Here is a 14,868-nt window from a genome sequence, read left to right on the forward strand (position 1 = left end):
GCACCACATCCCCTCGCTCATTGGCTCACACGCACCACCTTCAGCTTCGGCGAGGACAGGATGTCCTTCTCGCAGAAACGGGAGGTCACCCACTTCTCCGCCGAGAACAGCCGCGTCTGGTCCAGGTAGTGCGGTGAATTCGGGTTCGATGACTGCGAGTACGTCAGCAGCGTGCGGGCCACCGGGCAGCGCCCGCCGTCCCAGCCGACCGCCTGCACATGGCTGGAACCCGACGAGACCTCCGCGTAACCGCCCTCGGCCCCGCGCCAGGCCGACTCGATCTTGTTCCACACGCCCAGCGACTCGGTGCCGCCGGACACGGGGATGCGCAGGCCGTTCCGTACGACGAACTGGTGGTCGCCGAGCGGGGCGTCCAACGCGACGCCCGCCGACCGCAGTTCCGTCAACGTCTCCGCCAGAGCCGTCTCGAAGCCCGGCGCGTCGGTGTTGAGCGTGTGGGGGGTGTCGACCGGGTCCGCCGCCGAGAACGGCACCTTCCACAACTGCGGGCGCGGCACCACGGCGTTGAGCCGCCGCCAGAACCGGTCGAAGAGCAGCGCGCCCCGACTGTCGCTGTCGACGGTCCGGTTCCAGGTCCGCAGCACCCGGCACGCCTCGGAGACGTCCACCACCTCACCGTCGCTGGCCGTCGCCGTCCCGCCCGGCAGCGCGGCGCACGCCCGCGCCACGTCGTCGGCCGCGAGAACGGCCGCGGGCACCCGGTTGGCGAACTGCTGCCGCTGGAGGTCGCGTACGGTCAGGCCACCCCTGTCGGCCATGGCCGCCACGTCCTCGATCGCGCCGCGCGTCCGCAGCGACCGCTGGGTGCCGACATTGCCGAAGACGCGCTCGTACCCCGTCAGCGGCCGGTCCGCGTTGGCGAGCCACGCGCTGTCGTTGGAGTTCTCCGCGTACGGCGCGTCCTTGAGCGTCGGCATCCTCGCGGGCCCGAAGATGCCCGGCTGCACGGCGTCGGTGTCGCTGCCGAGCGCGCAGTCCGACCGCGAGCCGTCCAGGACGGCGACGCCCGCCGACGGATAGGTGGCCCGGCCCAGCGGCGTCGAGCAGCGGGCCGCGAGGTCGTCGGTGATCCGGGGGAGGGTCTGCGACTGGGTGAACAGGGTGTGCCCGGCGGAGTCCGCCGCGACGGTGTTCACCCAGGGCAGGCCCTGGTGCCGGGCGAGCGACGTGAGGATGTCCGCGGTGCCGCGCGCCTTGGCGAAGCCCAACGAGGTGTCGGTGAAGCGGATGTTCGCCGCGTTGGGGTCGTGCACGGCGTACGCGGTACCGGCCGTCCAGGGCAGCGGAAGGTCGGCGCCGAGCGAGGTGACGACCGGGCCGTACCGCGTCCACCACTGGGTGCGGGTGATCGGGGAGCCGTCCTTCACCGCGACGGTGACGGTCCGCTTCGTCATCCGCTCCGGCTCGCCGTCCACCAGATACGCGGTCGGGTCGGCCGGGTCCAGCGTCAGCTGATGGACGTTCATGGGGACGCCGGTGGCGACGGTGTGGCTCCACGCCACCGTCGCGTTGAAGCCGATCTGGGTGATCGGCGAGCCCAGCAGCGCCCCGCCGGAGACGTTCAGCTCACCCGGGATCGTCTGCTGCGCCTGCCAGAAGCGGCGCCCACCGGCCCACGGGTAGTGCGGGTTGCCCAGCAGCAGCCCCCGGCCGTTGGCCGTGGTGGTGCCGCCGAAGGCGACGGCGTTCGAGCCCATGTCGGCGTTCGCGGCGTCGAACAGCTCGCTCGCGGCGCGGGCGGCGCTCTTCGCGTCCGGGGCGGCGGCCGTGTCGGGGGCGCCGGCGGCGGGCGGCCGGGCGGTGGCGATGGTGTCCACGAGCCGCCCCTCGCCGCCGAGCACGGCCAGCGCGTACGCCCGCGAGAACACGTCGAGCGTGGAGACCGGCCGCACCCAGGCGGCGCCCTCGCACGCGGGGTCGCTGATCCGGTTCTTCCTCAGCCAGGCGTTGTAGCCGGCCGCCCACCCCCGCATCAGATCCTTGACCGCGCGGCTCGGCCCCAGCGGCTCGGGCAGCTCCAGCAGCCGTTGCACGGTGCCGGCCTCCCGGACTCCCCGGAAGTACAGGTCGCTCGTGAGGTTCCTGGAGGCGGAGGAGAGCGAGAAGTCGGAGGCGGCGTCGGACCCGAAGTGGCGGGAGCGTTCTCCCCGCACGGTCACGAAGCCGTCGGCGAGCACGCAGACCTGGTCGGCGGCCTGCGCCCAGCCGGTGCCGAAGCCCAGGTCGGCGTAGTCCTTGGCGACGATGTGCGGAACGCCGTACTCCGTGTAGCGGATCACGGCGGACAGACCGCCGTGGGACGTGCGCTGCCCACCGGCCCGCTCGTCGGTGGCGGCCGTGGCCGAGGGCAGTACGGCCGAGGCGGTGAGGAGGGCGACGGCCGAGACCACCAGCTGTCTCAGACGAGTGCGCATGGCGACTCCCAACATCGTTGGCGGAAGAAAGGGTTGAGCATGTCGACACGTGTCTGCGTAGTCCATACGGGTGATGGATCTTCCCCCAAGGTGACTCACCGTTCGAAGGCCGGGTTGAGCGACTTCCCGCCATGTGTGCCGGACACGGCCGTACGGCTGCCGCGCTTGACCTGGCTCGCGCGACGGAACGAGGATCGCGGCAGACCCTGGACGAAGGAGAGCGGGACATGACGGCTGGTCGCAGCGTGACGGTCGACGGGACGCTGCGGCGCAGCGCCCGGCGCACCCCCGCCCGCGTCGCGATCCACTACGGCGAACGGTCCTGGACCTACGCCGAACTGGACGACGCCGTCTCCCGCGCCGCCCGCGCGCTGCGCGACACCGGCCTCGAACCGGGCGACCGGGTCGCCGCCTACGGCCACAACTCGGACGCCTACCTCATCGCCTTCCTGGGCGCCGCCCGAGCGGGCCTGGTCCACGTCCCCGTCAACCAGAACCTCACCGGCGACGACCTCTCCTACATCCTCGACCAGTCCGGCAGCAGCCTCGTCCTCACCGACCCGGACCTCGCGGGCCACCTCCCCGACGGCACCCGCACCCTGGCGCTGCGCGACACGGACGACTCGCTCCTCGCCCGCCTCGCCGCCACCGAGCCGTACGAGGGTGAGGAGCCCCGTGCCGAGGACCTCGTGCAGCTGCTCTACACCTCGGGCACCACCGCGCTCCCCAAGGGCGCGATGATGACGCACCGCGCGCTGGTGCACGAGTACCTCAGCGCCATCGCCGCCCTCGACCTCCAGGCGGGCGACCTGCCCGTGCACTCCCTGCCGCTCTACCACTCCGCGCAGATGCACGTCTTCCTGGTGCCGTACCTCGCGGTCGGCGCCACCAACACGATCCTCGACGGCCCCGACGGCGACCGGATCCTCGACCTGGTGGAGGAGGGCCGCGCCGACAGCCTCTTCGCCCCGCCCACGGTGTGGATCTCCCTCGCGAACCGCCCCGACTTCGACACCCGCGACCTCGGCGGGCTGCGCAAGGCCTACTACGGGGCGTCGATCATGCCGGTGCCCGTCCTCGAACGCCTCCGGGAGCGCCTGCCGAAGCTGGCCTTCCACAACTGCTTCGGGCAGAGCGAGATCGGCCCGCTGTCCATGGTCCTCGGCCCCTACGAGCACAAGGGCCGGATGGATTCCTGCGGGCGTCCCGTCATGTTCGTCGAGGCCAAGGTCGTCGACGAGGACGGCGAGGAGGTGCCCGACGGCTCTCCCGGCGAGATCGTCTACCAGTCGCCCCAACTCTGCGAGGGCTACTGGGAGAAGCCGGAGGAGACCGCCGAGGCCTTCCGTGACGGCTGGTTCCACTCCGGGGACCTCGCCGTGCGGGACGCCCACGGGTTCTTCACCGTCGTCGACCGGGTGAAGGACGTCATCAACTCCGGTGGCGTCCTGATCGCCTCCCGCCAGGTCGAGGACGCGCTCTACACCCACGACCGGGTCGCCGAGGTCGCGGTGATCGGCCTGCCCGACGACCACTGGATCGAGGCCGTCGCGGCGGTCGTCGTCCCCCGGGGCGAGGCGACCGAGGACGAACTGATCGCCCACGCCCGCGAGAAGCTCCCCCACTTCAAGGCACCGAAGAGGATCTTCTTCGTGGACGAACTACCGCGCAACGCCAGCGGAAAGATCCTCAAGCGCGAGCTGCGGGACCGCTTCGCGCGCCCCTGATCCCCGCGGCTCCCCGACGCGACCCGGGCGAACGCGCGACGCGGTGGGCAGCACCCGTGCGCTGCTCACGCGTCCGCCGCCACCGCCACCGAGCGCGCCCAGCGGTAGTCCGCCTTGCCGCTGGGGGAACGCTGGATGGCGTCCGTGAGGACCAGCTGGCGGGGGATCTTGTAGCCGGCGAGACGGGTGCGGCAGTGGGTCTGGATGTCCTCCAGCGACGGCCGGGCGGCCCCCTCGCGCAACTGCACCACTGCGGCGACATGGTTGCCCCACCGGACGTCCGGCACCCCGGCGACCAGCGCGTCGTAGACGTCGGGGTGGGCCTTGAGCGCCTGCTCGACCTCCTCCGGATACACCTTCTCGCCGCCGGTGTTGATGCACTGCGAACCCCGGCCCAGGACCGTGACGACGCCCTCCTCGTCGACGGTCGCCATGTCGCCGAGCAGCACCCAGCGCTCGCCGTCCCGCTCGAAGAAGGTCTCGGCGGTCTTCCTCGGGTCGTTGTAGTAGCCGAGGGGGACATGGCCGCGCTGTGCCACCCGGCCCGGCACGCCGACCGGGACCGGCTCGTACGTCGCCGGGTCCACGACCTGCGTACGGGAGTGGACGCGGATGCGGAAACCGTCGCCGGCGCCCGCGTCCTGCGTGGCCGTGCCGTTGAATCCGGACTCCGACGAGCCGAAGTTGTTCAGCAACATCGCGTTCGGCACCAGGGCCTGGAACTGCTGCCTGACAGTCTCCGACATGATGGCCCCGGAGGACGACACGCTGAACAGCGACGAGCAGTCGGTGCCCTTCATCGGGCCGGCCAGCGCGTCGATCAGCGGACGCAGCATCGCGTCACCGACCAGCGACACACTGGTGACCTTCTCCTGCTCGATCGTGCGCAGGACCTCCTCGGGCACGAACTTGCGGTGGATCACGACCCGTTGCCCGAAGTTGAATCCGATGAACGCGGTGAGCGTGGACGTGCCGTGCATCAGCGGGGCCGTGGGGAAGAACGTGATCCCGTCGCCCCCGGCGGCGACTCGCTCGGCCAGCTCCTCCGGCGACTTCACCGGCTCCCCGGTCGGCGCGCCGCCCCCCAACCCCGAGAAGAACAGGTCTTCCTGACGCCACATCACCCCCTTCGGCATGCCCGTCGTGCCACCGGTGTAGATGATGAACTGGTCGTCGCCGGAGCGGGTCGGGAAGCCCCGCCCCTCGGACGCGGCGGCCTCCGCCTCGGTGAAGGCGACGGCGTCGAGGGCGGGCGTGTCGGCCGCGGGGGTCCCCACCCGCACCAGATGCCGCAGCTTCTCCGTCCGTGGCAGCGCGGCCGCCACCCGTCCCGTGAACTCCGCGTCGAAGACCAGCGCGGCCAGGTCCGCGTCCCGGTAGAGGTAGACCAACTCCTCTTCCACATAGCGGTAGTTGACGTTGACCGGCACGATCCGTGCCTTGAGGCAGCCGAGCGCGGTCTGCAGATACTCGATGCCGTTGTAGAGGTGAAGGCCGACGTGCTCGCCGGGCTCGATCCCGCGATCGAGCAGATGGTGGCCGATCCGGTTGGCTGCCGCGTCGAGTTCCGCGTAGGTGAGCCGGTGTTCCGCGCCCGTGCCGGGGATGTCGAGGCACACGAGCGCCGCCCGGTCCGGGACCACGTCGACGACCGACTCGAACAGGTCGGCAAGGTTGTACTCCACCGCACTCCTCCTGACCCCGCAGCCCCTCGGTTGCCGGTCATCAGAGCAAAGGGCGGCGCAACTGTGAAGGGTTCCCGCACAGAAATCTGACTGTCTGTCAGAAAACCCTTGAAGTGCCGACCCCACTCCTGCAACCTGTTCTCGTTTCCCGCGGACGGAGGACAGCGGATGGTCGGCACCGAACACCTCACCGTGCGACGCGAAGGCGCCACACTGGTACTCACGCTCAACAGGCCCGAGGCCAAGAACGCGCTCTCGCTGGCGATGCTGGTCGGCCTGTACGACGGCTGGGTCCAGGCCGACGAGGACGAGGAGGTCCGCTCGATCGTCCTCACGGGAGCCGGCGGTGCCTTCTGCGCCGGGATGGACCTGAAGGCCCTCGCGGGCAAGGGGATGGAGGGGCAGGAGTACCGGGACCGGCTCAAGGCCGACCCCGATCTGCACTGGAAGGCGATGCTGCGCCACCACCGGCCGCGCAAACCGGTCATCGCGGCGGTCGAGGGGCACTGTGTCGCGGGCGGTACGGAGATCCTCCAGGGCACGGACATCCGCGTCGCGGGCGAGTCGGCGACGTTCGGCCTCTTCGAGGTCAGGCGGGGGCTCTTCCCGATCGGCGGCTCCACGGTCCGCCTCCAGCGGCAGATCCCCCGGACGCACGCGTTGGAGATGCTGCTCACCGGGCGGCCCTACAGCGCACGGGAGGCCGCCGGGATCGGTCTCGTCGGGCATGTCGTGGCCGACGGCACCGCCCTGGCCAAAGCCCTGGAGATCGCCGAACAGATCAACGCGTGCGGGCCGCTGGCGGTGGAGGCGGTGAAGGCGTCCGTGTACGAGACGGCCGAGATGACCGAAGAGGAGGGACTGGCCGCCGAGTTGAAGCGGGGGTGGCCGGTCTTCGACACGGCCGATGCGAAGGAAGGGGCTCGTGCCTTCGCCGAGAAGCGGCCCCCCGTCTACAAGCGCGCGTAGGACCCCGTGGGGCGGCCGTGCTTCGGCTGCGGGTCGGCCTGTGGCTGGTCGCGCAGTTCCCCGCGCCCCTGAAGGGGCGCTCCTGTCGCCCCCCTCTCGAAGGAGGCAAGCCCCGATGTCCGCGATTCTCAAAGCCCCCCTCACCGTCGAGTTCCCGTTCACCCGGTCCCTCGGGCCCGTCCAGAGCGCCTTTCTCACCGGGCTCAGGGAGCGGGTCGTGCTCGGTGTGCGTACCGGTGACGGCAGGGTCCTGGTGCCGCCCGTGGAGTACGACCCCGTCACCGCCGAGGAGATCCGCGATCTCGTCGAGGTCGCGCCCACCGGCACCGTCACCACCTGGGCCTGGAACCACGAGCCGCGCCGCGGCCAGCCCCTCGACCGTCCCTTCGCCTGGGTGCTGGTGCGGCTCGACGGCGCCGACACGGCCCTTCTGCACGCCCTCGACGCGCCCGGCCCCGACGCCGTACGCACCGGCATGCGGGTCCGCGTGCGGTGGGCCGAGGAGCGGTCCGGCGCCATCACGGACATCGCCTGCTTCGAACCGTACGACGGCGAGCCGGCGGAACCGGCGGGCCACGGCGGCGCTTTCGACGACGCCGTCACCGGCATCGTCGCCGCCGCCCGCCTCGACTACACCTACTCGCCCGGCCGCGCCCAGACCGGCTACATCGAGGCCCTCGGCGACCGGCGCATCGTCGGCGAACGCTGTCCGATCTGCCGCAAGGTGTACGTCCCGCCCCGGGGCGCCTGCCCGACCTGCGGGGTGGCCACCGAGGAGCGGGTCGAGGTCGGTCCGGCCGGCACGGTCACCACCTTCTGCATCGTCAACATCAAAGCGAAGAACCTCGACATCGAAGTCCCCTACGTCTACGCCCACATCGCCCTCGACGGCGCCGGACTCGCCCTGCACGGCCGGATCGCCGGCATCCCCTACGACCGGGTGCGCATGGGGCTGCGCGTGGAGCCGGTGTGGACGGAAGGCGCCCGCTACCCCGACCACTACCGGCCCACCGGCGAACCCGACGCGGACTACGACACGTACAAGGAGCTGCTGTGACGCGCGAAGAAGCCCCGGGGGACCGTGACATCGCCGTCGTCGCCTTCGCGCAGACCGACCACCGGCGCACCAGCGAGGAGCTCTCCGAGGTGGAGATGCTCATGCCGGTGCTGCACGAGGTCATGGCGAGCACCGGGCTGAAGACGGCCGACATCGACTTCACCTGCTCGGGCTCCAGCGACTACCTCGCCGGCCGCGCCTTCTCCTTCACCCTCGCGCTCGACGGCGTGGGTGCCTGGCCGCCGATCTCCGAGTCGCACGTCGAGATGGACGGGGCGTGGGCGCTGTACGAGGCGTGGGTGAAACTCCGCACGGGGGACGCCGACACCGCGCTCGTGTACTCCTACGGCAAGTCCTCGCCGGGCTCGGTACGGGACGTCCTCACCCGACAGCTGGACCCGTACTACCTGGCCCCGCTGTGGCCCGACTCGGTCGCCCTCGCTGCCCTCCAGGCCCAGGCGCTCATCGACACGGGGGCCACGGACGAGCCGGCACTCGCGGCGATCGGGGCCCGCAGCCGCGCGGACGCCGCCGCCAACCCCCACGCGCAGCTACGGGGTTCGGTGCCGCAGGGGGAGTACCTGGTACGGCCGCTGCGCACCGGGGACTGCCCGCCCATCGGTGACGGGGCGGCCGCCGTGGTCCTCGCGGCGGGGGAGCGGGCCAGGGAACTGTGCGACCGGCCCGCCTGGATCCGGGGCATCGACCACCGCGTCGAGGCACACGGCATCGGCGTACGCGACCTCACCGACTCGCCGTCCACCCGGATCGCCGCCGAGCGGGCCGGAGTCCATGAACGGCCCGTCGACACCGCCGAGTTGCACGCCCCGTTCAGCTCCCAGGAGGTGATCCTGCGCAAGGTGCTGGGGCTCGACGAGAGCGTGTGCGTCAATCCGTCGGGCGGGGCGTCCGCCGCCAACCCGATCATGGCCGCCGGGCTCATCCGGATCGGCGAGGCCGCCGCCCGCATCCACCGGGGCGAGTCCGACCGGGCGCTGGCCCACGCCACCTCCGGCCCGTGTCTGCAACAGAACCTGGTCGCCGTACTCGAAGGGGATCCCCGATGAGCAAGGAGCCCGTGGCCGTCGTAGGCGTCGGCCAGACCAAGCACGTGGCGGCGCGCCGGGACGTGTCGATCGCCGGGCTCGTCCGGGAAGCCGCCCGACGGGCCCTCGACGACGCCGAGTTGAGCTGGGCCGACATCGAGGCCGTGGTCATCGGCAAGGCGCCCGACTTCTTCGAGGGCGTCATGATGCCCGAGCTGTACCTCGCGGACGCGCTCGGCGCGGTGGGCAAGCCCATGATGAGGGTGCACACGGCAGGCTCGGTCGGCGGCTCGACGGCGCTGGTCGCCGCGAGCCTGGTCGCCGCCCGCGTCCACGGCACGGTGCTCACCCTCGCCTTCGAGAAACAGTCCGAATCCAACGCCATGTGGGGGCTGTCCCTGCCGATCCCGTTCCAGCAGCCGCTGCTGGCGGGCGCGGGCGGCTTCTTCGCCCCGCACGTGCGCGCGTACATGCGGCGCAGCGGCGCCCCCGACACCGTGGGTTCCCTGGTGGCGTACAAGAACCGCCGCAACGCGCTGAAGAACCCGTACGCCCATCTCCACGAGCACGACATCACGTTGGAGAAGGTCCAGGCGTCGCCCATGCTGTGGGACCCGATCCGCTACTCGGAGACCTGCCCCTCCTCCGACGGGGCCGTGGCGATGGTCCTCACCGACCGGGCGGGCGCGGCGCGGGCGCCCCGGCCCGTCGCGTGGATGCACGGCGGCGCGATGCGCAGCGAACCGACCCTGTTCGCGGGCAAGGACAGCGTGTCGCCGCGCGCGGGACGGGACTGCGCCGCCGACGTGTACCGGCAGGCCGGCATCGTGGATCCACGCCGGGAGATCGACGCGGTGGAGATGTACGTGCCGTTCTCCTGGTACGAGCCGATGTGGCTGGAGAACCTCGGGTTCGCCGCAGAGGGGGAGGGCTGGAAACTCACCGAGTCCGGTGTCACCGAGCTGGACGGGGATCTTCCGGTCGACATGTCCGGTGGGGTCCTCTCCACCAACCCCATCGGCGCCTCCGGCATGATCCGGTTCGCCGAGGCGGCGCTCCAGGTGCGGGGCCTCGCCGGAGAGCACCAGGTCGAGGGCGCACGTCGGGTGCTGGGGCACGCCTACGGCGGCGGTTCGCAGTTCTTCTCGATGTGGCTCGTGGGCGCCGAGCCGCCCGCCTCCTGAACCCGCCCCTCACACGGCCTGTCGGCGGTGGGGGCCGATCGCTAGTCTGGCGGGCGGACGACGAACCGGGAGGAGCACGGACGTGGCCGAGACCACCATGCAGCAGCGATCCCTCGACGGCTGGCACAAGCCGGCGGAACTGGACCTGAGCAACGCGGACTGGCGGTCGAGCAGCCAGGGGCGGGGAGATGTCCAGATCGCCTTCGTCGAGGGTTTCATCGCCATGCGCAACAGCGGCAGCCCCGAGAGCCCCTCGCTGATCTTCACCCCCGCCGAATGGGGCGCCTTCGTGTCGGGGGCCCGTGAGGGCGAGTTCGACCTGACCTGAGCCGCCGCACGTGCCGTGTCGGTGGGCGGCCGGAGCCGCCCACCACCGGCGGGGTCAGCGCAGGGTGACCTCGCGCGGGCCGTTGTACGGCGCCAGCGACAGAACGGTCCGCGGTGTGCGCAGCCCCTCGCGCTCCGCGAACAACGCGCGCGCCGCCGCGAAGCCCACCTCGTCGCCCGCCACGACCGCGACCTCGTCGTACAGTTCGCGGACCGGGTCCACGAGTTCCCGACCGGGCTCCGTCTCGGTGCCCCAGATGTCCCACAGCAGTGTCTCGACCTTGTTCAGGGCCGCGAGATCGAGCCGGACGTTCCCGGCCACGAACCACTCACCGTTGAGCGGCCCCTCCTCCGGCGGGTGCAGGCCGAACGTCCGGGGGTCCGCCTCCCCCGCCCGGATCGCCCGCCACGCCTTGCCCGCGACCAGGAAACGGTCGCGCGGCACGTCCATCGGGTCGAAGTCGATGCTCCACGCGTCGGCGACCAGCGGCTCCGTCAGCTGTGCGTCGGCGAACAGCCAGCCCCGCGCCGGGTCCCAGTACTCGGTGACCACGTGGTCGGCGTGGAATCCGTTCTCGCCGAAGTAGGTGGCGAAGCCCGACCGCAGGCGGGCGGGCACGCCTATGTGGCGCAGGAGCGAGCAGTGCAGCAGCGAGAAGTCGCGGCACACCCCGACGAACCGGTCCCCGGGCTCGCGGCGGTGCGACAGGGGCGCGTCGTTCCGCTCGACGACGAGCCGCAGGATGTCGTCGAGGTAGCGCGTCTCGGCGTCGTCGTGCAGCCGCTCCGGTGCCACGGCGTGGCCGAACGTCCCGCCCTCGCCCCGATGGATCATCAGATCCCGTGCCACACGGGCGAGTCGGGCCGGATCACGCGGGAGATCGGCGTAGAGCGGGGCGAGGTCGCCCGGGTCGGTGAACGCGCTCTGCCCGGTGTAGAAGGCGGCGACATCCGGTGCGAGGTGGACGGGTGGCATGAGCGAACCCCCAGAAGGAATCGGCCGCGTGTTCGATTTACGGGCCGCTCCGCCTCACCGTGCCAAAATTCACCCGCAATTGTCCACAATTCGCGAGCGGGAGCGGGTCGCTGGAATTCCTCGTTCGCACGGCACCCGACTCGGATTAATGGATGAAGGCTCCCTTATCATTAGCGACATGGAGTACTCGATCAGCGGGGACGCACGGCTCGCCCTGGATCTCGCCCTGACCGTCCGCCACGGCGGCAGCGGCGATGTCACCGACGACCTGACCGACGTCATGGGGCTCGCCACCTGGGTCCGCGCCCACGCGGACAACCTGCCGGCCACCGTCGGCCCCCTCGTCGACGAGGCCACGCTCACCTCCGTACGCGACCTCCGCGGCGCCGTCCGCTCCCTCTTCGCCCGCGCAGTCGGCCCCGGCGAGCCCAGTCCCGCCGACGCCGCCCGGCTGCTGCCCGTCCCCGAGGCCCTGGCGCGCCTCAACGAGGCCGCCGCCCTCACCCCGACCGTCCCGGTCCTCACCTGGGGCCCCGGAGCCGACCCCGTCGTGCACCACCGCCCCGCCACCGGCGAGGACCCGCTCACCGCCGCCCTCGCCCGCGCCGCGCTCGCCTTCCTCGCGAGCCCTGAGCGACAGCGGCTGCGTGCCTGCCACGCACCACGCTGCGTGCGCTACTTCCTCAAGGAGCACCCCCGCCAGGAGTGGTGCAAACCCTCCTGCGGCAACCGGGCCCGAGTGGCCCGCCACCACGACCGCCACAAGAAGACCCCGGTCTGACAGCCGGGACGGTCGTTCCCGGCGCTCCCTCGGCTCCACCTGCGGACGGCACGCCGTACCATGGCGACATGTCCTTCCTCCGCCGCCGCAGTGCCACTCCCGCCGGGCCCGATTTCGACGTACTGGCCATGGATCCGGGCGACTGGCCGGGCAATCTCGGTGCCGGTCTGCTGCCCGCCCCCGACGGCAGCTGCCAGGGCGTCTTCCTGCGCTACGACCTCTACGGCGGCCGCGGCCCCGCGATGATCATCGGCAACCTCCCGGAGGGCTCCCCGGCGCGCGAGGTCGGCGACGACGAGATCCCCTTCGAGGTGGCCCAGCTGCTGGTCGCGCTGGAGAACGAGGAGGACATCACCGTCGTCGGTTCCGAGGACATGCCGGTGATGCAGGGCGACAACCTGCTGATCGTCCGCCGCCTCAAGCTCTCCGAGTCCCGGATCAGCTGCGTCCAGTTCGACCGCAGCGACAACGTCCTGGTGACCATCGCCGCCTGGGACCGCCCCATCACCGACGACCTGTACGCGCTGCTCAAGCCGCTCCCCGCGGAGCTCTTCCAGCAGGCCTGAGGGACGAAGAGGACGAACACGGGGAAGGGCCGGGCGCGCGCACCCGGCCCTTCCCCGCGTCCTCGCGCTCACGCGGCGGGCAGCACCCGCACATCCGCCGCCCGCACGAACGCCACCCGGTGGCCGAACTGGATCTCGTAGTAGAGGTCCTTGCCGACCACGACCCGGTGTCCGCTCGTGTCGAAGGAGACGGCGTAGTAGTACTCACCGGGCACCAGGCCCCCGGTGACGTACTTCTGGCCCTTGAGGAGCTTGTACGGCCACGGGGACACCGCCTGCGCGGGCACACCCGCCGGGTACGCCGCCGCCTCCGGGTAGGCGCGGCCGTACACCGGGATGTCCGCCAGACCGTCCCGGGGCGTCACGACCAGCCCGGCCGCGCCGACCGCCGTCGGCTTGCCCTGGGGGTTCTGGAACCAGGCCTTCTGCCCCAGGTACCAGATCGCCGTCCAGTCACCCTGCCGCTCCGCGACCGCGTACTGCTGGCCGGTCGACACCCGGGAACCGAGGTCGTTCACATCGATCGTCGAGGGACTGCCGTCCGGCCGCAGCCCGATGTCCTTGATCAGGGGTGAGGTCACATCGGGCCGGCTGTAGAGGCGTACGGCACTGGAACCGTGCACCGCGCAGGTCGCGCCGCCGGACCCGCAGCCAGTGAACGCGGGCCGGTTGGCGGCGTAGTCCGGGAGGACGGTGACCATGGTGCTGTCGCTGCCGGAGGTCGCGCCGAGCGGCTTGCCCAGCAGCTCGAAGTAGTGCCGCCAGTCCCAGTACGGGCCCGGGTCGGTGTGCATCCCCGGGATCGTCGCCGTCGTCGGACCGGGCACGGTGTCATGGCCCAGGATGTGCTGCCGGTCCAGCGGGACGTCGTACGTGTCGGCCAGGTACCTCACCAGCCGCGCCGACGTCCGGTACATGGCCTCCGTGTACCAGGCGTCGGGCGAGGCGAGGAACCCCTCGTGCTCAAGGCCGACCGATCCCGCGTTGACGTACCAGTTGCCGGCGTGCCAGCCCACGTCCTTGTGCTTGATGTGCTGAGCGATGTGCCCGTCCGTGGAGCGCAGCGAATAGTGCCACGACACGTACGTCGGGTCCTGGACCAGTTCCAGGGTGGTGTCCCAGTAGCCCTCGGTGTCATGGACGACGATGTACCGGATGGGCTGCGAGTTCGGCCGGTCCGCCAGGTCGTGGTTGCCGTAGTCGTTGTCGCCGAACTCCTGGTAGGGCGCCGGGATCCACTCGCAGGACACGGTGGTCGGGCACTGGGCACCGGTGGCGGCCTTGCGCAGTCCCGCCCGGGACAGCTGCCCGGTGTCGGCGGCGAGGTCCGGATCGGCGACCAGCGTCACCCGCTGGCCGGCGTCCGTGACGCGCTCGGCGCCGGCCCGGATGACCGCGAACACGTCGTTCGCGTACGCCGCCGCCGTGGCCCGGTCGTCGGCGCCCGAGAAGCGCGCCACCGCCCCGTACCAGTCCGCCGGGTCGGCGCTCGGTTCCGCGCCGAGCCGGCGCTGCGCGGCGGCGAGCAGCGCCGCACCGCCCGCCACGTTCGCCCCCGCGTCCGTGCGCAGTGTCCGCGCGGGCAGACCGGTCAGCTCGGCCGCCTTCGTCAACGTCCTGAGCCGGGCCGGGAGTTCGGACGGATCAGGCAGCTTCGCCTCGGGTACCGGGAGCGGCCGGGACTCGTCGCCGCGCGCGTCCTCCGTGCCCTCGCTGTGGTGCGGGGCCTCGGCCAGGGCCGTGCGCGCGTCGGTGAGATGCATGGGCCCGTAGCCGCCGGTCACACTGGGCGCGCCGCCGTGCGCGTCCCAACGGGACTGGAGGTACGAGACGCCGAGCAGGACGCTGCGCGGTACGCCGTACTTCTCGGCCGCGGCGGTGAACGCGCCCTGCAGAGCGGTGGAGGCCGAAGGCCGGCTCTCCGGCGGGGCGGCCCCCAAGAGGGGCAGCAGCAGGACGCCGGGAGCCACGGCGAGCGCCGCTCTGCGGACATGTCCGGGACGCGGGGTGGGCCTGCGGTCGGTGGGGGATCCTCGCAAGGCGGCCTCCTCTAACGGTGGGGCGTTGGCGGAGCGGCGGACCATGGACCCCTCCTGCCGGCGAAGCCGAGCGTGG

At 71.8% G+C, this 14,868-nt stretch carries 12 protein-coding genes; 8 read left to right on the plus strand and 4 right to left on the minus strand.

Going from position 1 to position 14,868, the window contains the following annotated elements:
• Positions 1-17: 17 nt before the first annotated feature.
• Positions 18-2,435: a penicillin acylase family protein gene (locus K1J60_RS42655; protein ID WP_220650908.1), complete on the minus strand. Its 2,418-nt coding sequence runs from the start codon at positions 2,433-2,435 to the stop codon at positions 18-20.
• Between the two features lie 227 nt (positions 2,436-2,662).
• Here K1J60_RS42655 and K1J60_RS42660 point away from each other — a divergent pair, with 227 nt between their 5' ends.
• The gene (locus tag K1J60_RS42660) at positions 2,663-4,162 is read left to right on the plus strand and encodes an acyl-CoA synthetase (RefSeq protein ID WP_220650909.1); all 1,500 of its coding nucleotides are present in this window, start codon (positions 2,663-2,665) and stop codon (positions 4,160-4,162) included.
• A gap of 65 nt (positions 4,163-4,227) precedes the next feature.
• Here K1J60_RS42660 and K1J60_RS42665 read toward each other — a convergent pair whose 3' ends face one another.
• Positions 4,228-5,847: an acyl-CoA synthetase gene (locus tag K1J60_RS42665; protein WP_220650910.1), complete on the minus strand. Its 1,620-nt coding sequence runs from the start codon at positions 5,845-5,847 to the stop codon at positions 4,228-4,230.
• A 168-nt stretch (positions 5,848-6,015) separates the two neighbouring features.
• Here K1J60_RS42665 and K1J60_RS42670 point away from each other — a divergent pair, with 168 nt between their 5' ends.
• The 5 genes from K1J60_RS42670 to K1J60_RS42690 all read left to right on the plus strand — a co-directional run bounded on the left by K1J60_RS42670 (position 6,016) and on the right by K1J60_RS42690 (position 10,431).
• The gene (locus K1J60_RS42670) at positions 6,016-6,816 is read left to right on the plus strand and encodes a crotonase/enoyl-CoA hydratase family protein (protein WP_220650911.1); all 801 of its coding nucleotides are present in this window, start codon (positions 6,016-6,018) and stop codon (positions 6,814-6,816) included.
• Positions 6,817-6,931: 115 nt separating this feature from the next.
• A complete protein-coding gene (locus tag K1J60_RS42675) occupies positions 6,932-7,873 on the plus strand; it encodes a Zn-ribbon domain-containing OB-fold protein (RefSeq protein ID WP_220650912.1) in 942 nt (313 codons plus the stop codon).
• Positions 7,870-8,940 carry a thiolase domain-containing protein gene (locus K1J60_RS42680; protein WP_220650913.1) on the plus strand — a complete coding sequence of 357 codons (1,071 nt, stop codon included), beginning with the start codon at positions 7,870-7,872 and terminating at the stop codon, positions 8,938-8,940. Before K1J60_RS42675 ends, K1J60_RS42680 begins: the two co-directional genes overlap by 4 nt.
• A complete protein-coding gene (locus K1J60_RS42685; RefSeq protein ID WP_220650914.1) occupies positions 8,937-10,103 on the plus strand; it encodes a thiolase domain-containing protein in 1,167 nt (388 codons plus the stop codon). Before K1J60_RS42680 ends, K1J60_RS42685 begins: the two co-directional genes overlap by 4 nt.
• Before the next feature lie 82 nt (positions 10,104-10,185).
• Complete coding sequence (locus tag K1J60_RS42690; protein ID WP_033526253.1) at positions 10,186-10,431, plus strand: DUF397 domain-containing protein; 246 nt, start codon at positions 10,186-10,188, stop codon at positions 10,429-10,431.
• A 54-nt stretch (positions 10,432-10,485) separates the two neighbouring features.
• Here the strand turns inward: K1J60_RS42690 and K1J60_RS42695 are convergent, their stop codons facing one another.
• Entirely contained in the window at positions 10,486-11,406 is a 921-nt protein-coding gene (locus K1J60_RS42695) for a transglutaminase-like domain-containing protein (protein WP_220650915.1), read from the minus strand.
• Positions 11,407-11,584: 178 nt separating this feature from the next.
• On the opposite strand from K1J60_RS42695, the gene K1J60_RS42700 reads away from it, so the two are divergent.
• Positions 11,585-12,187: a CGNR zinc finger domain-containing protein gene (locus tag K1J60_RS42700; RefSeq protein ID WP_220650916.1), complete on the plus strand. Its 603-nt coding sequence runs from the start codon at positions 11,585-11,587 to the stop codon at positions 12,185-12,187.
• A gap of 68 nt (positions 12,188-12,255) precedes the next feature.
• Positions 12,256-12,753, plus strand: a complete 498-nt coding sequence (locus K1J60_RS42705) for a hypothetical protein (protein ID WP_033526250.1) — start codon at positions 12,256-12,258, stop codon at positions 12,751-12,753.
• Between the two features lie 68 nt (positions 12,754-12,821).
• Here the strand turns inward: K1J60_RS42705 and K1J60_RS42710 are convergent, their stop codons facing one another.
• Positions 12,822-14,792 (minus strand): N-acetylmuramoyl-L-alanine amidase, encoded by a 1,971-nt coding sequence (locus tag K1J60_RS42710; RefSeq protein WP_259408172.1) that lies wholly within the window; start codon positions 14,790-14,792, stop codon positions 12,822-12,824.
• Positions 14,793-14,868 lie beyond the last annotated feature (76 nt).

This window comes from Streptomyces akebiae (genome assembly GCF_019599145.1).
GTDB lineage: Bacteria > Actinomycetota > Actinomycetes > Streptomycetales > Streptomycetaceae > Streptomyces > Streptomyces akebiae.